The following is an 18622-nucleotide window of genomic DNA, read 5'->3' on the forward strand; positions in this document are numbered from 1 at the left end:
GCCGGCTCCCCGACCGGCTCGGGCGCCTCTTCAGCGCGGCACGAGGTCAGCGGGCCGTGGCGGCCTCGTACAGCTCCAGGTAGCGCTCCGCCATGACGGACGGCGAGAACCGGCGGCGGGCCTCTCTGCGGCACTCCTCCGGGTCGATCTCGTCCACCCGCAGCACCCACTCCGCCAGCTCCGCCTCGGAGTCGGCCAGGAAGCCGGTGCGGCCGTGGTCGATGATCTCGGGCAGGCAGCCGCGGCGCAGCCCGACCGGCGGCACCCCGAGCGCGAGTGCCTCGACGACGGCCGTGCCGCCGGGCTCGTCCCACTGGATGGGGAAGAGCGCGGCCCTGGCCTTCGCGTAGAGCTGATCCCTGGCCTCGCCGCCCACGGCGCCGACCCACCTGACCAGCTCCCCGTCGAGGTACCGGGCCACCTGGTCGAGGTGGTAGCGGACGTCGGGATGGCTGTGCAGGGGGTGGTACGGGTTCTGGACCACGTCGTCCAGCTCGGCGGGGGTGTTGCGGCCGCTGACCGGCCCCGCCAGGATCAGCGGGAGCCCCAGCTTCTGGCAGATCCTGGCCGCCACGTGCTGGCCCTTGAGCCCGCAGATCCGGCCCATGACCAGCATGTACTCGCCCCGATCGACCCGCAGGTCTCGGTCGGCGAGCGGGCTGGCCAGGTAGACGGCCCCGAGGGAGGCCGCCCGCAGGGCGTCGGGGGCGCGGGCGAGCTGCGACTCCGAGACGCCGTTGACCGCGATCGACGGCGGGAACGCGCCGTAGAACGCGGGATGCTTGCGCAGGTCCCAGTGCAGGGTGTGCAGGACGGGAGGCCCGCCGAACGCCGACAGGACCGCCGGCCCGACCACCTCGACGTGGTCGTGGACGAGGTCGATGTCGCCGCGGGCGCGCAGCTCGGCCGCCACCCTGGCCTGGTGGGCGTGCGCGATGCCCATGACCTGGTTGTACGGCTTCTGCAACTCGGTGAACTGGCCGTCGTCGTACACGCTGATCAGCTCGTCCACCTCGAGCGTGCTGGACCCGACGGAGGCCAGGACGACCTCCACGCCGCGCTCGCGCAGCGCGGGCACCAGCGTGGCCACGACGTTCTCGATCCCGCCGTAGCCGGGGGGCGGGACCGCGAGCCACGGCCCCGCGTTGACCAGGACTTTCATGCCACATCCTCCTCTTGTACGAGGGAGGCGAGCGGAGGTCGCTCCGCCACGGCCACGTCCACCAGGTCCGCCCCGTCGATCCCGAACTGCAGCATCGTGTGCGCGGGGCGCTGAGCCGCCAGTACGCGCCCCTGGCGCTCCAGGCGGGACCAGGCGGTGAGCATGATCTGCCCGGCCATCCGGCCGAGCGCGCTCATCGACTGGTGCGTGTGCGTACGGCTGCCCAGGTCCACCTGGGCCATCGCGTCCAGGCCGACGAGCTGGAGCAGGTCGACGAGGAGGCCGAACTCCACCCCGTACTCGGTGACGAAGGGCACCTGCTCCAGGACCTCGCGCCTGGCCGCGTACTCTCCGCCGAGCGGCTGGGCGAACCCGGCCAGCTCCGGCCAGAACATATTGATCAAGGGTCGGGCGACCAGCTCGGTCACCCGGCCGCCCGCGGCGCGGCGAACCACGCCGTCCTCGCCCGTGAACGGACGTTCGTAGGTCGCCTTGACGAAGCTGATGTCACTGTCCACCAGCAGCGGCCCCACCAGGCCGGACACGAAGTGGGCGCCGAAGTTGAGCAGATCGGCGTCCACGAACACGACGATGTCGCCCCTTGAGGCGGCCAGCCCCTTCCACAGCGCCTCCCCCTTGCCCGTCAAGGGCGGCAGGTGGGAGAGCACCTGGTTCTGCGCCACCACGCGGGCGCCCGCCTCGCGGGCGCGTTCGGCGGTGGCGTCGATCGAGTTGGAGTCGACGACGAGGATCTCGTCGACGAGCGGAACCCGTTCGACGAGGTCGCGGCGGATCACACGGACGATGTCACCCACTGTGCGCTCTTCGTCACGAGCGGGCAGGATGACACTTACCGTGGTGGATCCCTTGGCCAGCATCAGGGCGTCGACCGGCCACTCGGCTGTCGTGCTCGAGTGCGGACCGTACCATTCCTGGATTCTGGCCAAGGCACGCAGGTTTCTCTCCATGCAGTAAGCCCCGATCTCACGAGGTCACGACTTCTGCCCGATCTATGCGCCTTTGAACCTCTTTGTTTGATGGCGATCAGATGTGGCATATGCCGGAATGTGTCCCCAATGACCCGCGTCGGCATCATCGGTGCCGGAAATGTCGCCGCTCGCCACGCAGATGTACTGTCCGGCTTCCCAGATGTCTCGATCGCGGGAATCGCCGACATTGATCTCCACAGGGCCGAGGCTTTGGCCTCCCAGCACGGCGCCCCCGCCTATGGTGACCATGCCGACCTACTCAGCGCCGGCGGTCTCGATGCTGTTTACGTCTGTGTGCCTCCTTTCGCGCACGGCACCCCCGAACATGATGTTCTGGCGTGTAATCTACCGTTTTTTGTGGAAAAACCCCTTTCGCTCGACCTCCAAACCGCAGAAAACATCGCGTCCGAAATCGAACGGAGATCGCTGCCGACCGCGGTCGGCCATCACTGGCGTTATCTCGACATCATCGAACACGCCCGTGACCTGCTCGCGGAGCGCCCCGTACGGCTCGCCCTGGGCCACTGGCTGGACAAGGTGCCGCCGGTCGCCTGGTGGCTGAATCCGAACATGTCCGGCGGCCAGATCGTCGAGCAGGCCGTCCACGTGCTCGACCTCGCCCGGGTCCTGGTGGGCGAGGTGTCGATGGTGCACGCCGTCCCCGCCGCCAACCACAGCGACGGCGAGGTGGACCGGGCCACGGCGGCGGTCCTGCGCTTCGCCGACGGCGCGGCCGGGCTGCTGGCCACCTCCTGCCTGCTCACCCAGAAGCACCGGGTGGGGCTGGAGGTGTGCGCCGACGGCCTCGCGCTGGAGCTCAGCGAGACGCGGCTGCTGGTGGACGGCCGGCGGGTGATCGAGGACGACGGCCAGGCGAAGACGCGCGTGGACCGGGAGTTCATCAACGCGGTGCAGGGTAAGGACGCCGACGTACGCGTACCGTACGGGGAGGCGCTGCGGACGCACCGCCTGGCGCTGGCCCTCGCACAGTCCGCGGCGGAACGGAGGCCGGTGGTGCTGGATGACAGCGACGGACCCCAGCGACCGAGCCGCCGAACGGAGTGAGGCCATGGGCACAGTCCTGAGTATCGAGGCGCCGGGCGAGGTTCGCCTGGTCGAGGAGAAGTTGCCGGGCATTCCCGAGGGTGGGTTCATGCTGGCCACCACCCACAGCGGGGTCTCGGCCGGGACCGAGCTGACCTACGTCAAGGGCACCAACCCGTACCTGTCCTCGACCTGGGACCCGGCGCTCGGGCTGTTCGCCGACGGCACGCCGTCGATCGCCTACCCGGTGCGCGGCATCGGCTACATGCAGGTCGGCCTGGTGGTCGAGACGCGTACACGGGCCGTGAGCGAGGGTGCGCTGGTCGCGATGTGTTACGGACATCGCACGGCGTACGTGGCGGACCCGATGGCCGACCGGTTCGTGGAGCTGCCGGACGACCTCGACCCCATGCTCGGCGTCTACGTCGCCCACATGGGCCCGATCTGCGCCAACGGCCTCCTGCACGCCGCGCACGACCTGCACGGCCCGGCCGTGCAGCGGCTCGGTGACGGCGTGCGCGGGCGGCGGGTCGCGGTCGTGGGAGCGGGCGTGGTGGGGCTGCTGACGGCGTGCTTCGCGATGGCCTGCGACGCGGCCGAGGTCGTGGTCGTGGACGAGACCCCGGCCAGGCTGGCGATCGCCGCGGCGCTCGGCGCGAACGTCCTTGCCACCGACGAGGATCCCGCCGTGGACCTGAAGCGCCGCTGGCGGCACGGCCGCGACGACCGGGGCGCCGACGTGGTGTTCCAGTGCCGCGGCCAGACCAGGGCGCTGGCCCTCGGGCTCAGGATGCTCCGCCCCCAGGGCACGCTGGTGGACCTCGCCTTCTACACCCAGGGCGCGCAGGAGGTGCGGCTGGGCGAGGAGTTCCACCACAACGGGCTGACGCTGCGCTGCGCCCAGATCGGCCGGGTGCCGCGCGGCCTGGCGCACTCCTGGGACAGGGAGCGGCTCTCGCACGAGACGATCGCCCTGCTCAGGCGGTACGGAGGGCGGCTACGCGAGCACGTGATCACCGATGTCGTCGGGTTCGCCGAGGCCCCCCAGTTCCTGTCCGACCTCGCGGCCAGACGCCGGCAGACCGTCCAGGCCGTCCTCAGCGACCACGTCGAGGAGGAGGGCGGCTGACCAGCTGAAGTCGTGGCTGCCGTGGCCGTGCAGGCTGAAGGGGTCGAAGTACTCGCGGAAGCCCGATCGCGCGACCGCGTTGACCATCCCTTCGGCGACCAGGGCGCCGAGGTCGGGGCGGCGGTCCTTGAGCCCCTGCCAGACGAGCCAGGTGAGGTTGACCCAGCTCGGGCCGCGCCAGTAGCGGGCCGGGTCGAAATCGAGCGCCGCGGGAGAGTAGCTGGGCAGCGCCCCGTCCTTGAAAGCGAACCGGTCGAGCGTGGTGCCGATCAGCGCCTCGGCGACCTCGTCCGGCAGGTGCGGGAGCATGAGCGGGGTCAGCCCGGCGGTGCTGGCGGAGTGGAGCGGCCGGCCCGTGCGCACGTCGCGGGCCTGGAAGAGGCCGCCGTCGAAGAGGTGCTCGACCATGGCTTCGGTGATGGCGGCCGCCTCGCGCTCGTGCGGCTCGGGGTCGAGGCCGCACTCCTCCGCGATCAGGGCCAGGGTCGACTCGGCGACGCCGTACGCGGCGTTGAACAGGGGGCACTCGACCTGGAACTCCCCCGGACTGCGGTAGGCGGAGTCGCGGTAGGCGCGGGCGAGCGAGACGTAGCGCTCGTAGTCGCGGTCGGTGGGCCGCTCGTCGGCGCTGACCGTGGCGAGGTCCCGGCGGACGAAGCCCACGGTGTCGGGCCGTACGGCCCGCAGCGGCAGGTCCCAGGCCGGGCTGTTGTCCATGCCCGACTCCCAGGGGTGCACGATCGAGATCAGCCCCTCAGGGGAGCGCCTGGCCGCGCGCAGGAACTCCTGCTGGGCCACGAGCCGGGGGTAGATCCGGCGCAGGAACGCCGGGTCGGGCTCGGCCAGGTGCGTCTTCCACGCGGCCAGCGCGTGGACCGGCGGCTGGACGATGCCGGAGGTCGCGGAGCCCGACGGTGCGTGCGCCTGCCAGAACTCGGGCCCGGGGAAGTAGGCCCCTTCGGGCACCGCGGGGTTGAAGACGATGTGCGGCACCCTGCCGTCGCGCCACTGCGCGCCGAACAGGGAGAGCAGCTCGATCCTGGCCCTTCGCGGCGACCACTGCGCGTTGCCGATCGCGATGAAGGCGGAGTCCCAGCTCCACTGGTGCGGGTACAGGCGCCGGGAGGGGACCGTGTAGCTGCCGTCCCAGTTGGTCACCAGGACGCGCACGGCATCGCGAAGGATCATAGGTATTTCCTGACGAAGGCCGCGGTCTGGGGGAGGACGATCTCGGGTTCGCCCCGCAGGCGGCATTCCAGGGCGAGGTAGCCGTCGTAGCCGACGGCGTCGAGCGTGCCCAGCTGCGCGCCCCAGTCGATGTGACCGGTGCCCGGCTGGTTGCGGTTGGACTCGCTGATCTGCATGTGCGCGAGGTAGGGGGCGGCCTCGACCAGCGAGCGGCAGGGGTCGTCCTCCTCGATGTTCATGTGGTACGTGTCGCCGACGATCCTGATCGAGTCCATCGAGCAGTAGGAGACGGCCTCGGCCAGGGTGTTGACCATGTGGTTCTCGTACCGGTTGAGGGGTTCGAGCATGATCAGCACGCCGTTGCGCTGCGCGTGCTCGCCCAGGACGCCCAGCGCCTCGGTCAGCACCTCGCGGTCCTCCTCCGCGCTGCGCGGCGGCTCGAACGGCGGCAGCCGGAGCGAGAACTGCCCCCAGGAGGCGGGCGTCATGACGCCGATGCCGCCCAGCTCGGCGATCACCGTGAGCTGCGACCTGAGCTGCTGGATGGCGTCCTTGCGCTTGGCCGGGTCGAAGTCGCCGATGAAGTGCGGCATGTCCACGCACACCGTCGGCATGACCACGCCGTCGGCCCGCGCCCGCTTAAGCTCCGTCAGGCGGCCCGCGAAGTGGAAATCGCCCTTGCCGCGCAGCTCGATGGCGTCGAACCCGGCATCGAGCGCGAACGCGAACTTCTCCTGCAGCGTGCGGCCGGGCAGAAGCTGCTCCTGTACGGCGAGCTTCACTGTCACTCCTCGAAGGTGAAGACGAGCTGGAGCACCTCGGACTGGTGCTTGTCGATCAGGTCGAAGGCCTCCTCGGCCCTCTCGACGGGGACCACGTGGCTGATCAGGTCGCCGACCTCGATCTGGCCCTCGTGCACGAGCGCCATGAACGTGCGCTGCAGCCGCTCGACGTCCCACCGGTGCGCCAGCCACGAGGCCACGCCGCCGATCTGGGAGGAGACGAGCTGGACCTGGTTGTGGTGGAACTCCTCGCCCAGCCGCAGCCCGACGCCGTCGCCCTGGTAGAAGCCGGCGGCCACGACCCTGCCGCCCTTGCGCACGGTCCTGATGGCCTCGTGCAGGCCCTGGTGGGTGCCGCTCAGCTCGATGACGGTGTCGGCGCCCTCGACGCGCTTGCGCATGAACTCGGCCACCGACCCGGAGCGCACGTCGAACACCTCGGCCGCGCCGAACCTCCTGGCCAGCTCCAGCCGGTCGGGGATGGCGTCGGCCGCGACCACCCGGGCGCCGCTCAGCACGGCCAGGCGGGTGGCGAGCAGCCCGATGACGCCCTGCCCGAAGATCGCGATCTGGTCGCCGAGGTGCACGTCGGAGGCGTGCACCGCGTTGAGCGCGATGGCCCCGACCCGGGCGAACACGCCGGTCAGCGGGTCGGCGCCGGGCGGCATCACGTGCCCCACCAGCTTCTCCGCCGGCACGACGGCCTCGGCGCGGTGGCCCCAGATGCCCCACACGATGCTGCCCACCGGCGGGTCGGCGACGTCGGGCGCGGCCTCGACGACCTCGCCGACCTCCTGGTAGCCCCAGCCGGTCAGCGGGTACGCGTGCGTCTGGCCATCGACGAAGAGGCGGCGCTCGGTGTCCCAATGACGGTTGAGATATGGATTTGTGCCGCGATAGGCGGTGAGCTCCGTGCCTGCCGAAACGCCGGAGTAGATCGTACGGACTCGTACGGATCCCGGCGCCAGGTCGGCTGGCGATTCCAGGCTGACGCGGACACGGCCTGGCTGCTCGAACGTGATGACGCGCATTCTCCACACTTACGCTTAATGATCAAACAAAAGTCAAAGCTTTAGCACTTGTTTGCATACGATAGTTGCGCTCGAAACACTCTTAAGTCTACGACTTCCGCCGGGGGCGGCTGGTGAAATTGGGGTTTCTGCCAGCGTGTCTTCCGGAAAGTGACCTTACCGACATCGCCTGCCAGGCCGCACACCTGGGCTTTCTAGCTAGTGCGGTGACCTCCGGATGACCGAAATGCCCCAAAAGTAGATCTTTTGCGACAAAGATCCAGTTATGGCCGTGTAGGCACGGAGTGGGTACAGACCGGTCTCGTTATCGACTACCGAACGTTGCCGAGGTCATGGCGAGGGTAAGGGCGGCATATCCCCGAATCGGAGGAGCGTGCCATGCCGAAGAAGGTAACCGCCGTCCTCTCCGTCGCGCTGCTGGCCGCCGCCTCGCTGGCGGCGTGCGGCGACGGTGGCGAGTCGTCCGCCGGCAACCAGATCACCGTCTGGACCGAAGAGAACCTCAACGACCGGATGGCCGTACAGAACCAGATCGCCGCCGACTTCACCAAGAGGACCGGGATCCAGGTCAAGCTGGTCGCCATGGCCGAGGACCAGTTCAGCCAGGCCGTGACGGCCGCCGCCGCGGCCGGCGACCTGCCGGACGTGATCGGCGCGCTGCCGCTGGCGGCGGTGCGCGAGCTGGAGGCCAACGACCTGCTCGACACCGAGACCCCCGGCAAGGTCGTCGACCAGCTCGGCCGGGACTCCTTCTCGCCGCGGGCCCTGGAGCTCGACAGCTCGGGCGGGAAGCTGCTCGCGGTGCCGAGCGACGGGTGGGCGCAGCTGATCCTCTACCGCAAGGACCTGTTCGACAAGGCCGGGCTGCAGCCGCCCGACACGTACGAGCGGCTGGAGGCGGCGGCCGCCAAACTCAACACGGGAGGGGTCGCGGGCATCACGCTGGCGATCGCGCCGAAGGACTCGTTCACCGCGCAGAGCTTCGAGCATGTCGCGCTCGCGAACGGGTGCCAGCTCGTCGACAATTCCGGAAATGTCACCCTTGACTCGCCGCAGTGCGTGAAGGCGTTCGCGTTCTACGGCAAGCTCGCCAAGGACTACTCGGTCAAGGGCAAGCAGGACGTCGACTCCACCCGGGCCACCTACTTCTCCGGCAAGGCGGCCATGACGATCTGGTCGTCGTTCATCCTCGACGAGCTGGCCGGGCTCCGTAAGGACGCGCTGCCGAGCTGCCAGGAGTGCCGCGCCGACCCCGAGTGGCTGGCCAAGAACACCGGCGTGGTCACGGCGCTGAAGGGGCCCGACGGGAGTGCGCCCGCGCAGTACGGCGAGATCGTCTCCTGGGCGGTCACCCGTGACGCCGCCAAGGACCCCGCGGCGAAGTTCGTCGCCTACATGATGAACGAGGGCTACGAGCGCTGGATCGGCATGGCGCCCGAGGGCAAGTTCCCGACCCGCAAGGGCTTCGAGGACAAGTGGAACAAGCTGCCCGCCGGGGTCGACTCCAAGAAGCCGCTGGCCGACATCTACCCCGCCGACGTGCTGGACGCCCTGCGCAAGAGCCCGGACACGTTCGCCCGCTGGGGGATCCCGCAGGGGCAGGGCAAGCTGGTCGGCGCCACCATGGGCGAGTTGCCCGTGCCCAAGGCGCTCAGCGCGGTCGTGGACGGCTCCCAGACCCCGCAGGCCGCCGCCGCCCAGGCCAAGACCGACGTGGAGACGATCAAGCGCGGGATCCGCCAGTGACCCGCACCTTGCGGCAGCAGGAAGGGCGGGCCGGGCTGGCGCTCATCTCGCCGACGCTCGTCATCACGCTGGTCGTGGTGGTGCTGCCACTGCTGTGGGCGATCATGCTGGCGTTCCAGGACGCCCGGCTGATCAACATCCGCCGGGCCGGCGTCTTCGGCCACTACACGCTGGAGAACTTCTCGTACGTGGTCTCCGAGCCCGGCTTCTGGTCGTCCCTGGTCAACACGCTCGTCTACACCGTCGCGGGCACCGCGCTGTCGATCGCGATCGGGCTGGTGGCGGCGCTGGCGCTGCGCGACAGGTTCAGGGGGCGGACCCTGGTCAGGGCCTCCATCCTGATCCCGTACGTGGCGCCGGTCGTGGCCGTGGCGTTCCTGTGGGAGACGATGCTCAACCCCCAGTACGGCATCGTCAACACCTGGCTCCACGAGCCGATCGCGTTCCTCACCCAGGCCAGGGGCGAGCTCCTGGGCGTGCGGGTGCCGGTGGCGCTGTTCACGGTGATCGCGTTCGAGGCGTGGCGGTACTTCCCGTTCGCGTTCCTGTTCATCCTGGCCAGGCTGCAGGCGCTGCCCGCGGAGCTGGACGAGGCCGCGGTCGTGGACGGGGCCACGCCGACCCAGCGGTTCCGCTACGTGATCATGCCGCAGCTCTGGCGGATCATCGCGCTGCTGTCGGTGCTGCGGTTCGTGTTCACGTTCACCAAGTTCGACGACGTCTACCTGCTGACCGGCGGCGGGGCCGGGACCGAGGTGGTCAGCGTGCGGGTCTACAACTTCCTGACCGCCCGCGACGACATCGGCGCCTCGGCCGCGCAGGCGATCGTGCTGGCGGTCTTCCTGGTCGTGTTCCTGGCCGTCTACCTGCGGTTCTTCGGCGGGGGTGAAGGTGAGCAGAGATAGGTTCGAGCGGGTCCTCTTCAGGGTGCTGAAACCGCTGGTCATCGCGGTGCTCTTCCTGATGACCGCGTTCCCGTTCCTCTACATGGTGATGCTGTCCGTACGCGACATCCAGGAGCTGATCCTGGAGCCGGGCTCGCTCTGGCCGCGCGGCTTCACCCTGGACACGTACGTGGACGTGCTGACCCGCCAGGGCTTCCTGAGCTTCCTGAGGAACAGCGCGATCGTCGCGCTCGCCTCGGTGGCGGTCACGCTGCTGATCTCGATCCCGGGCGCGTACGCGGTCGCGCGGCTGCGCTTCTTCGGGCGGCGGCAGGTGCACTTCCTCTTCCTGGCGGTGTACCTGTTTCCGGCGATCGTGCTGGCCATCCCCCTGTTCGTGCTCTTCACGATGCTGGGGCTGCGCGGATCGCTTTTCGGACTGATCCTCGTGTATATCGCGCAAACCGTGCCCGTCACGGTATACATGCTCCGCAACTACTTCGAGACCGTGCCACAAAGCGTGGAGGAAGCGGCCGCGATCGACGGGTGCACGAGGCTTTCGACCATCTGGCGCGTGGTGCTGCCGCTGTCCAAGCCCGCGCTGATGGCGACTGGTCTCTACGCGTTCATGATCGCGTGGAACGAGTTCCTGTTCGCCCTGCTCTTCCTCGTGGAGAAGCGGGAGAGCTGGACGGTGTCCCTGGGCCTCTCGCAGCTGGCGGGGAGCATAGAGATCCCCACGACGGTCCTGATGGCAGGTTCGGTGGTGCTCACGCTGCCCATCGTGATCGTGTTCTTCGCCAGTGAGCGACTGCTGACGGAGGGCCTCACGGCAGGAGCAGAGAAGGGATAGACCATGCTGACGGCAGGGCAGATCCTCCAGCTCATCCGCCATGGCACCTGCCGTACGCGCAAGGAACTGATCGAGTACACCGGCCTGTCCCGGTCGACGATCACCGACCGGGTCGACCGGCTCATCGACGCCGGATACATCCACGAGTCCGGCGTCGCGGCCTCCGGGGGCGGGCGACCGCCCTCGGTGCTCGACGTGGACGCCGGCCGGCGCCTGATGCTGGTGGCCGACCTGGGCGCCTCCCACGCCGGCGTGGCGCTCACCGACCTGGCCGCCAACACCCTGACCGAGGAGCGCACCGAGATGCGCATCGAGCTCGGCCCGGAGGCGGTCCTGTCGTGGGTGCGGGAGGCGTTCCAGCGGCTGCTCGACCGGGCCGGGCGGCCGGCGAGCGACGTGTGCGGCATCGGGCTCGACCTGCCCGGCTCCGTGGACCACACCACCGGCCGGATGATCAGGTCGTTCCTGATGCCCGGGTGGGACGGCTATCCGGTGGGCGAGGCGATCGGCGAGACCTACGACGTGCCCGTCCTGGTCGAGAACGACGCCAACGCGATGGCGCTGGGCGAGTGGTGGTCGTCGTGGCGCGACACGGACTCGCTCATCCTCATCAAGGTGTCGACCGGGATCGGCACCGGGATCGTGATCGACGGGCAGATCTACCGGGGCGTCGAGGAGGCCGCCGGGAACATCGGGCACGTGCGGCTGAACGAGCACGACGACCGGGTCTGCACGTGCGGCTCGCGCGGCTGCGTGGCCTCGCTGGCCAGCGGCCACGCCCTGGCCACCGACCTGGGCCAGGGCTCCAGCCGCGACGTCGTACGCCTCGTGCAGGCGGGCGATCCGGCGGCCATCGCCCGCACCCAGGAGGCGGGGCGCACGCTGGGCCTCGTGCTGGCCACCGCGGTCAGCCTGCTCAATCCGGGCGTGCTGGTGCTGGCCGGGGACATGGCGGAGACCAGGGAGCACTATCTGACGGGGATCAGGGAGGTCGTCTATCGGCACAGCCTGCCGTACACGACCAGGCACCTGGAGATCGTCCCCACCTCGCTGGAGGACCGGGCCGGGATCGTGGGGATGGCGGTGATCGTCATGGAGCACGTGCTCTCCGCCGCCTCCGTGGACGCCGCCCTGGGTGTCACCGGACGCCTACGGGTGCGCTGAGTCAGCCGAGGCTGCTCCGCAGCAAGGCGGGCGCCTCCACGAGCGAGGGGCCGTACCAGGTGAGCAGCCGCCCGCTGACCAGCGCGCAGGCGAGCCCGGGGAAGCACTCGGGGCCGTCCGTCTCCGAGAACGCGTACGGCTCGTCCGGCAGCACCACCAGGCCGGGCCGCCGCTCGACCAGCTCGGGCAGCGGGATCTTGGGATAACGCTCCTCGTGGCCGGCGTAGAGATTGTCCACGCCGAGGCGCCTGAGCACGTCCCCGGTGAACGTGTCGCGCCCCACCACCATCCACGGCCGCCGCCAGATCGGGACGACGGCCGTGCGCCGCGCCCCTTCCGCGGGCGCGCGCCACGCCTGCTCCGCCGCGTCCAGCCACCCGGGACGGCCGGTACGGCACGCCTCCCGGAACATGCGCTCCAGCGACACGAAAGCCTGATCCAGCGTCTCGATCTTCGTCACCCAGACCGCGATGCCCGATGCGCGCAGAGCCTCGATGTCGGGTGCGCGGTTCTCCTCGGCGTTGGCGAGGACCACGTCGGGCCGGAGCCTCCTGATCGCGTCGAGGTCGGGGTTCTTGGTGCCCCTGACCCTGGTCACGTCCAGGTCGGCCGGGTGCGAGCACCAGTCGGTCGCCCCGATCAGCGCCTCCGGCACGGTCGCCGCCACCGACTCGGTCAGCGACGGCACCAGGGACACGATGCGCCGTACGGTGGCGGGAATCTTCACGGGTGCGCCGGTGTCGTCCACAACATCAGCCTAGATCCGACGGGTATTCGGCAGTGAATGTCGGTATAGATCCGTAGAATCCAGGTCGAAGATCGTTAACTCTTGATCGGGGGAATGACGGTTGGAACGAGAGTCGCCAGCCTTCGATCCGCACACTCCCAACGTCGCCCGGCTCTACGACTACCTCCTGGGTGGCAAGGACCACTTCCCTGCCGATCGGGCGGCGGCGGAGAAGCTGCTCGAGGCGGCTCCGGAGTTACGGGCGGCGGTCCGGGCGAATCGCGCGTTCCTGGGGCGCGCCGTTCGGTACCTCGCCGAGTCCGGCATCACGCAGTTCCTGGACATCGGCACAGGACTGCCCGGCCAGGACAACGTGCACGAGGTCGCCAGGAAGATCACCCCGGGGGCCAGGGTGGTCTACGTGGACCGGGATCCGGTGGTGCTGGTGCACGCCAGGGCGCTGCTGGCCGGGCAGGGTGACACGACGGCGGTGGAGGGCGACCTGCGCAAGCCCGAGGGCATCCTGCGCAATCCCGAGGTGATGGCGGCGATCGACTTCAGCCGCCCGGTCGGCGTGCTGCTGACGGCGACCATGCACTACATCGCCGACTCCGACCACCCTCGGGAGATCGTGGCGAGCCTGCGTGACGCCATGGCCCCCGGCAGCTGTCTGGTCATGTCCCACTGCACCGGCGACGCCCGGGCCGCGGCCGTGGAGGCGATCAACGAGGTCTACCGGGGCACCAACGCTCCGCTCACGTTCAGGAGCCGGGCGCGGATCGCGGCGCTGTTCGAGGGGTTCGAGCTGGTCGACCCGGGTCTCGTGTGGCTGCCGGAGTGGCGTCCCGACCAGGCCGACATGATCGACTTCGTCGACGGGCCCGAGTCGTCGCTGATCCTGTGCGGCGTGGCCAGGAGGAACTGAGATCGGGGGTCCACGACGTGGACCCCCGGCTCACTTACTTGAGCGCCGTCAGCGCGGCGTCGTAGTCGGGCTCCTGGGTGATCTCCGGCACCAGCTCGGAGTAGACCACCTGGTTGTCACCGTCGAGCACGACCACCGCGCGCGCGGCCAGCCCCGCCAGCGGCCCCGACTCCTGCGCCACGCCGTAGTCGGTCAGGAACTCACGGCCCCGCATGAGCGAGAGCGTGACCACGTTGTCGAGCCCCTCGGCGCCGCAGAACCGCTTCTGGGCGAAGGGCAGGTCGGCGGAGATGCAGAGCACGGCCACCTCGGGGTGCTCGGCCGCCACCTCGTTGAAGCGCCGTACCGAGGCCGCGCAGACGCCGGTGTCGAGGCTCGGGAAGATGTTGAGCACCTTGGTCTTCTGGCCGTACTCCTCCAGCGAGTGCTCGGCCAGGTCGCCGCCCACCAGCTTGAACGCGGGCGCGCTGACGCCGGGCTTCGGGAAGGTGCCGCCCACGGCGACGGGCGTGCCCTTGAAAGTGACGTCGGACATGAAAGCCTCCTGGATAGCGATGTTCCCCGACCAGTGATCCTATCCGCGCGGCTCCCGAGCCCCCTCATCACCCACGCACGTGGTCAGACGTTGCGGCGGTACTGGCCGCCCGCCTCGAACAGCGCCTCCGTGATCTGGCCGAGCGAGCAGACGCGGGCCGCGTCCATCAGCACCTCGAACGCGTTCGCGTCCGACATCGCCACCTCGCGCAGCCGGGCGAGCTGCGCCGGGGCCTCCGAGCGGTTGCGCTCGTGGAAGGCGCGCAGCCGGTCGAGCTGCGAGCGCTTCTCGTCCTCGGTGCCCCTGGCCAGCTCCAGCTTGTGCGCCGGCGGCTCGTCCGTGCCGTTGCGGAACGTGTTCACCCCGACGATCGGCAGCGAGCCGTCGTGCTTGCGCATCTCGTACAGCATGGACTCGTCCTGGATCTTGCCGCGCTGGTAGCCGGTCTCCATCGCGCCCAGCACGCCGCCCCGGTCGGACAGCCGCTCGAACTCGGCGAGCACGGCCTCCTCCACCAGGTCCGTCAGCTCCTCGACGATGAACGAGCCCTGCAGCGGGTTCTCGTTCCTGGCCAGGCCCCACTCGCGGTTGATGATGAGCTGGATGGCCATGGCCCTGCGCACCGAGTCGGCCGACGGGGTGGTCACGGCCTCATCGAAGGCGTTGGTGTGCAGGCTGTTGCAGTTGTCGTAGACGGCGATCAGGGCCTGGAGGGTGGTGCGGATGTCGTTGAAGTTCATCTCCTGGGCGTGCAGCGACCGGCCCGAGGTCTGGATGTGGTACTTCAGCTTCTGCGACCGGTCCCCGGCGCCGTAGCGCTCCCGCATGGCCACCGCCCAGATGCGGCGGGCCACCCGGCCGAGCACGCTGTACTCGGGGTCCATGCCGTTGGAGAAGAAGAACGACAGGTTCGGGGCGAAGTCGTCGATCTTCATGCCCCTGGCCAGGTACGCCTCCACGTACGTGAAGCCGTTGGCCAGCGTGAAGGCGAGCTGGCTGATCGGGTTGGCCCCGGCCTCGGCGATGTGGTAACCGGAGATCGAGACCGAGTAGAAGTTGCGCACGCCGTTCTTGATGAACCACTCCTGGATGTCGGCCATCATCCGCAGCGAGAACTCGGTGGAGAAGATGCAGGTGTTCTGGCCCTGGTCCTCCTTGAGGATGTCGGCCTGCACCGTGCCCCTGACCGTGGCCAGCGTACGGGCGCGCAGGCCGGCGGCCTCCTCGGCCGACGGCGGGCGCCCCTGCTCGGCCTGGAAGCGGTCGAGGGCCTGGTCGACGGCGGTGTTGAGGTAGTAGGCCAGGATCGTGGGCGCGGGGCCGTTGATCGTCATGGACACGGACGTGTTCGGCGCCGCGAGGTCGAACCCGTCGTAGAGCACCTTCATGTCGTCCAGCGTCGCGATCGAGACGCCCGAGGTGCCGACCTTGCCGTAGATGTCGGGCCGCAGGTCCGGGTCGTGGCCGTAGAGGGTCACCGAGTCGAACGCCGTGGACAGCCGGGTCGCGGGCTGGCCCTCGGACAGCAGCTTGAAGCGCCTGTTGGTGCGGAACGGGTCGCCCTCACCGGCGAACATCCTGGTCGGGTCCTCGTCGTCGCGCTTGAACGGGAACACGCCGGCGGTGAAGGGGAACGAGCCGGGCAGGTTCTCACCGCGCAGGAACCTCAGCAGGTCGCCGTGGTCGCTGTAGCGCGGCAGGGCCACGCGCGGGATCCGGTTGCCGGACAGGGTCTCGCGCCAGAGCGGGGTGTGGATCTCGCGGTCGCGCACCTTCACCACCAGCTCGTCGGCGGTGTAGCGCTCCTTGACAGCGGGCCAGGTGGCCAGCAGGGCCTGGCTCTCCTCGCTCAGCTCCCGCTCCGCCTGCGCCTCCAGCTCCTCCAGACGGGAGTCCTCCAGGAGGGAGCGCACGGCGGCCAGTTGCTGGCGGCGGCGGGCGACCTCGGCCTGCGCGAGCGTCTCGGCGTGGTACGAGCGAACGGTCTCGGCGATGTCGGCCAGGTAGCGGACCCGGGCCGGCGGCACGATGGCGGCCGACGCCTGCGAGGTGCGCCCGGACACCTTCGGCAGCAGCCCCGGCCCCGGCTCGCCCAGCAGGAGGGGCTTGAGGTGCTGGTAGAGGGCCGTGACCCCGGCGTCGTTGTAGCGGGCCGCGATGGTGCCGAAGACCGGCATGTCCTCCGGCCGGACGCCGAACGCCTCGCGGTTGCGTACGAGCTGGCGGCGCACGTCGCGCAGGGCGTCCTCCGCGCCGCGCCGCTCGTACTTGTTGATCACCACGGCCTCGGCGAAGTCCAGCATGTCGATCTTCTCGAGCTGGGAGGCCGCCCCGAACTCGGGCGTCATCACATAAATCGGCACGTCCACGTGGGGGACGATCCCGGCGTCGCCCTGGCCGATGCCGGGCGTCTCCACGATCACCAGGTCGTGGCCCGCGGCCCGGCAGGCGGTGATCACCTCGTCGAGGCAGGCGGGCACCTCGTTGGCGGCGCCCCTGGTGGCCAGGGAGCGGAAGTAGGTCTGGGGGCTCAGGCTGTTCATCCTGATGCGGTCGCCGAGCAGCGCGCCGCCGCCGCGACGGCGGGTGGGGTCGATGGCGATGACCGCGATGCGCAGCTTGTCGTCGTTGTCCACGCGGAACCTGCGGACCAGCTCGTCGGTGAGCGAGGACTTGCCGGAGCCGCCCGTACCGGTGATGCCGAGCACGGGGACGCGCTTGTCCGTCGCGGCGGCCTTCAGGCCCTCGACCAGTCCCTCAGGGGCGCGGCCCGACTCGATGAGCGTGATCGCGCGGGCCAGCGCCGCCTGGTCGCCCGAGACCACGGCCTCGACCGACGGGGCGCCGTCCAGCTCGACGTCGCATTCCTCGATGAGCTGGTTGATCATCCCGGGCAGCCCGTACCGCTGGCCGTCCTCGGGCGAGAAGATGCGGGTGACGCCGCGCGAGTGCAGCAGCTCGATCTCCTCGGGGACGATCACTCCCCCGCCGCCGCCGTACACCTTGACGTGCCCGGCCCCGCGCTCGCGCAGCAGCTCCACGAGGTAGGTGAAGAACTCCACGTGGCCGCCCTGGTACGAGCTGATCGCCACGCCCTGGACGTCCTCCTGGAGGGCGGCCGTGACGATCTCGTCCACCGAGCGGTTGTGCCCGAGATGAATGACCTCGGCCCCCTGTGACTGGAGGATGCGCCGCATGATGTTGATCGCCGCGTCATGGCCGTCGAACAAGGCCGCGGCGGTCACGAAACGGACTGGGTGTACCGGGACGTGCACGCCTGTTCACTCCTTCGTGAGGGCTCTCCCTTCCGAAGATACTAGGACGTCCTACTAATAGACACTAGGACGTCCTACTATTTCCTTCCGCCATCCGGGTAGGGGGCCCGAGGGGGGTGACGTCGCATGCGCGCACTGACGTTCGCACCGGGCAAGAAGGGGACGCTCGCCGTCGAGCAGGTCCCCGATCCCGCACCGGAGAAGGGTGAACTGCTGGTCCAGGGGCTGGCGCTGGGGGTCTGCGGGACGGACAGGGAGTTGATCACCGCCGATTACGGCTGGCCGCCGCCCGGCAAGGAGCGCATGGTGCTCGGGCACGAGTCGCTGGGCCGGGTGCTGGAGGTGCCCGACGGGTCCGCGTACTCGCCCGGTGACCTGGTGGTCGGGGTGGTACGGCGGCCCGACCCCGTGCCGTGCGGGGCCTGCAAGCGGGGCGAGTTCGACATGTGCCGCAACGGCGAGTACACCGAGCGGGGCATCAAGCAGATCGACGGCTACGCCTCCGAACGCTGGACGGTCGAGGCCGGCTACGCCGTGCGCCTGGATCCGTCGCTGGAGAGCGTCGGCATGCTGGTCGAGCCCGCGTCGGTGGTCGCCAAGGCGTGGGAGCAGATCGAGCGGATCGGGTCGCGGGCCTGGTTCGAGCCCCAGACGCTGCTGGTCACGGGGGCCGGGCCCGTCGGGCTGCTGGCGGCGCTGATGGGGCGACAGCGGGGGCTGGAGGTGCACGTGCTCGACCGCTCGGCCCCCGGGCTCAAGTCGCGGCTCGTGGAGGATCTGGACGGGACCTACCATTCCGGCTCGTCGCTGAAGGAGCTCACCACGTTCAGGCCCGACATCATCATCGAGTGCACGGGGGCCGGGACGCTCGTCATCGACGCCATGGTCGGCACGGCCGCCGCGGGGATCGTCTGCCTGGCCGGGCTCTCGCCGGGAGGGCGTGAGCACCGGGTGGACGCGGGGCTCATCAACCGGGACATCGTCCTGGAGAACGACGTGGTCTTCGGCTCCGTGAACGCGAACCTGCGGCACTACAGGGACGCCGCCGACGCGCTGGCCAAGGCCGACACCGGGTGGCTCGAACGGCTGATCACGCGGCGGGTCCCGCTGTCGCGCGCCCTGGACGCCTTCGAGCGCGACCACGACGTCAAAGTGGTCATCGACCTCACGTCCTAGCCCTTTCGCGCT

The 18622-nt window shown here is 69.8% G+C and carries 15 protein-coding genes and 1 pseudogene; 8 read left to right on the plus strand and 8 right to left on the minus strand.

The window, feature by feature from the left end; genetic code table 11:
* Positions 1 to 46: 46 nt before the first annotated feature.
* Both ACWEPL_RS42630 and ACWEPL_RS42635 read right to left on the minus strand, forming a co-directional pair.
* Positions 47 to 1162, minus strand: coding sequence for a glycosyltransferase (locus ACWEPL_RS42630; RefSeq protein ID WP_363962755.1), 1116 nt, complete (start codon positions 1160 to 1162; stop codon positions 47 to 49).
* Entirely contained in the window at positions 1159 to 2109 is a 951-nt protein-coding gene (locus tag ACWEPL_RS42635) for a glucosyl-3-phosphoglycerate synthase (protein ID WP_452439530.1), read from the minus strand. Before ACWEPL_RS42635 ends, ACWEPL_RS42630 begins: the two co-directional genes overlap by 4 nt.
* Before the next feature lie 129 nt (positions 2110 to 2238).
* Here ACWEPL_RS42635 and ACWEPL_RS42640 point away from each other — a divergent pair, with 129 nt between their 5' ends.
* Both ACWEPL_RS42640 and ACWEPL_RS42645 read left to right on the plus strand, forming a co-directional pair.
* Positions 2239 to 3216: a Gfo/Idh/MocA family protein gene (locus tag ACWEPL_RS42640; RefSeq protein WP_350729929.1), complete on the plus strand. Its 978-nt coding sequence runs from the start codon at positions 2239 to 2241 to the stop codon at positions 3214 to 3216.
* A gap of 4 nt (positions 3217 to 3220) precedes the next feature.
* Positions 3221 to 4324 carry a zinc-dependent alcohol dehydrogenase gene (locus ACWEPL_RS42645; protein WP_452439531.1) on the plus strand — a complete coding sequence of 368 codons (1104 nt, stop codon included), beginning with the start codon at positions 3221 to 3223 and terminating at the stop codon, positions 4322 to 4324.
* A 9-nt stretch (positions 4325 to 4333) separates the two neighbouring features.
* Here the strand turns inward: ACWEPL_RS42645 and ACWEPL_RS42650 are convergent.
* From ACWEPL_RS42650 to ACWEPL_RS42660, 3 genes and pseudogenes are all read right to left on the minus strand, one after another.
* A pseudogene (locus ACWEPL_RS42650) lies at positions 4334 to 5578 on the minus strand (MGH1-like glycoside hydrolase domain-containing protein); the annotation flags it as partial.
* Positions 5509 to 6294: a sugar phosphate isomerase/epimerase family protein gene (locus ACWEPL_RS42655; RefSeq protein WP_363962752.1), complete on the minus strand. Its 786-nt coding sequence runs from the start codon at positions 6292 to 6294 to the stop codon at positions 5509 to 5511. The gene ACWEPL_RS42655 and the pseudogene ACWEPL_RS42650, both read right to left, overlap by 70 nt.
* A 2-nt stretch (positions 6295 to 6296) precedes the next feature.
* Positions 6297 to 7325 carry a zinc-dependent alcohol dehydrogenase gene (locus ACWEPL_RS42660; RefSeq protein WP_452439532.1) on the minus strand — a complete coding sequence of 343 codons (1029 nt, stop codon included), beginning with the start codon at positions 7323 to 7325 and terminating at the stop codon, positions 6297 to 6299.
* Between the two features lie 378 nt (positions 7326 to 7703).
* On the opposite strand from ACWEPL_RS42660, the gene ACWEPL_RS42665 reads away from it, so the two are divergent.
* Genes ACWEPL_RS42665 through ACWEPL_RS42680 form a run of 4 tightly spaced genes read left to right on the plus strand, consistent with a single transcriptional unit; the run spans position 7704 to position 11972 of the window.
* Complete coding sequence (locus tag ACWEPL_RS42665; protein ID WP_452439533.1) at positions 7704 to 9071, plus strand: ABC transporter substrate-binding protein; 1368 nt, start codon at positions 7704 to 7706, stop codon at positions 9069 to 9071.
* Complete coding sequence (locus tag ACWEPL_RS42670; RefSeq protein WP_363962749.1) at positions 9068 to 9976, plus strand: carbohydrate ABC transporter permease; 909 nt, start codon at positions 9068 to 9070, stop codon at positions 9974 to 9976. Before ACWEPL_RS42665 ends, ACWEPL_RS42670 begins: the two co-directional genes overlap by 4 nt.
* The gene (locus tag ACWEPL_RS42675; RefSeq protein WP_350729919.1) at positions 9963 to 10808 is read left to right on the plus strand and encodes a carbohydrate ABC transporter permease; all 846 of its coding nucleotides are present in this window, start codon (positions 9963 to 9965) and stop codon (positions 10806 to 10808) included. The genes ACWEPL_RS42670 and ACWEPL_RS42675 overlap by 14 nt, the downstream gene beginning before the upstream one ends.
* A 3-nt stretch (positions 10809 to 10811) precedes the next feature.
* Positions 10812 to 11972 carry an ROK family transcriptional regulator gene (locus ACWEPL_RS42680; RefSeq protein ID WP_363962748.1) on the plus strand — a complete coding sequence of 387 codons (1161 nt, stop codon included), beginning with the start codon at positions 10812 to 10814 and terminating at the stop codon, positions 11970 to 11972.
* A 1-nt stretch (position 11973) separates the two neighbouring features.
* Here ACWEPL_RS42680 and ACWEPL_RS42685 read toward each other — a convergent pair whose 3' ends face one another.
* The gene (locus ACWEPL_RS42685; protein ID WP_452439534.1) at positions 11974 to 12720 is read right to left on the minus strand and encodes a helical backbone metal receptor; all 747 of its coding nucleotides are present in this window, start codon (positions 12718 to 12720) and stop codon (positions 11974 to 11976) included.
* 100 nt (positions 12721 to 12820) lie between these two features.
* On the opposite strand from ACWEPL_RS42685, the gene ACWEPL_RS42690 reads away from it, so the two are divergent.
* On the plus strand, positions 12821 to 13624 hold the full coding sequence (locus ACWEPL_RS42690) for an SAM-dependent methyltransferase (RefSeq protein WP_452439535.1): 804 nt from the start codon (positions 12821 to 12823) through the stop codon (positions 13622 to 13624).
* Positions 13625 to 13658: 34 nt separating this feature from the next.
* Here ACWEPL_RS42690 and tpx read toward each other — a convergent pair whose 3' ends face one another.
* The gene (gene tpx / locus ACWEPL_RS42695; RefSeq protein WP_452439536.1) at positions 13659 to 14159 is read right to left on the minus strand and encodes a thiol peroxidase; all 501 of its coding nucleotides are present in this window, start codon (positions 14157 to 14159) and stop codon (positions 13659 to 13661) included.
* A gap of 83 nt (positions 14160 to 14242) precedes the next feature.
* On the minus strand, positions 14243 to 17434 hold the full coding sequence (gene icmF / locus ACWEPL_RS42700) for a fused isobutyryl-CoA mutase/GTPase IcmF (RefSeq protein ID WP_452439537.1): 3192 nt from the start codon (positions 17432 to 17434) through the stop codon (positions 14243 to 14245).
* Between the two features lie 126 nt (positions 17435 to 17560).
* Here icmF and ACWEPL_RS42705 point away from each other — a divergent pair, with 126 nt between their 5' ends.
* The gene (locus ACWEPL_RS42705; protein WP_452439538.1) at positions 17561 to 18610 is read left to right on the plus strand and encodes a glucose 1-dehydrogenase; all 1050 of its coding nucleotides are present in this window, start codon (positions 17561 to 17563) and stop codon (positions 18608 to 18610) included.
* Positions 18611 to 18622: the final 12 nt, after the last annotated feature.

The organism is Nonomuraea sp. NPDC004186, assembly GCF_053603495.1.

What these genes read in the sequence shown, in the direction of transcription:
- ACWEPL_RS42630 (WP_363962755.1), bottom strand. Translation starts at nt 1,162, where the DNA reads ATGAAAGTCCTGGTCAACGCGGGGCCGTGGCTCGCGGTCCCGCCCCCC.
- ACWEPL_RS42640 (WP_350729929.1), top strand. Translation starts at nt 2,239, where the DNA reads ATGACCCGCGTCGGCATCATCGGTGCCGGAAATGTCGCCGCTCGCCAC.
- ACWEPL_RS42645 (WP_452439531.1), top strand. Translation starts at nt 3,221, where the DNA reads ATGGGCACAGTCCTGAGTATCGAGGCGCCGGGCGAGGTTCGCCTGGTC.
- ACWEPL_RS42660 (WP_452439532.1), bottom strand. Translation starts at nt 7,325, where the DNA reads ATGCGCGTCATCACGTTCGAGCAGCCAGGCCGTGTCCGCGTCAGCCTG.
- ACWEPL_RS42665 (WP_452439533.1), top strand. Translation starts at nt 7,704, where the DNA reads ATGCCGAAGAAGGTAACCGCCGTCCTCTCCGTCGCGCTGCTGGCCGCC.
- ACWEPL_RS42680 (WP_363962748.1), top strand. Translation starts at nt 10,812, where the DNA reads ATGCTGACGGCAGGGCAGATCCTCCAGCTCATCCGCCATGGCACCTGC.
- tpx (WP_452439536.1), bottom strand. Translation starts at nt 14,159, where the DNA reads ATGTCCGACGTCACTTTCAAGGGCACGCCCGTCGCCGTGGGCGGCACC.
- ACWEPL_RS42705 (WP_452439538.1), top strand. Translation starts at nt 17,561, where the DNA reads ATGCGCGCACTGACGTTCGCACCGGGCAAGAAGGGGACGCTCGCCGTC.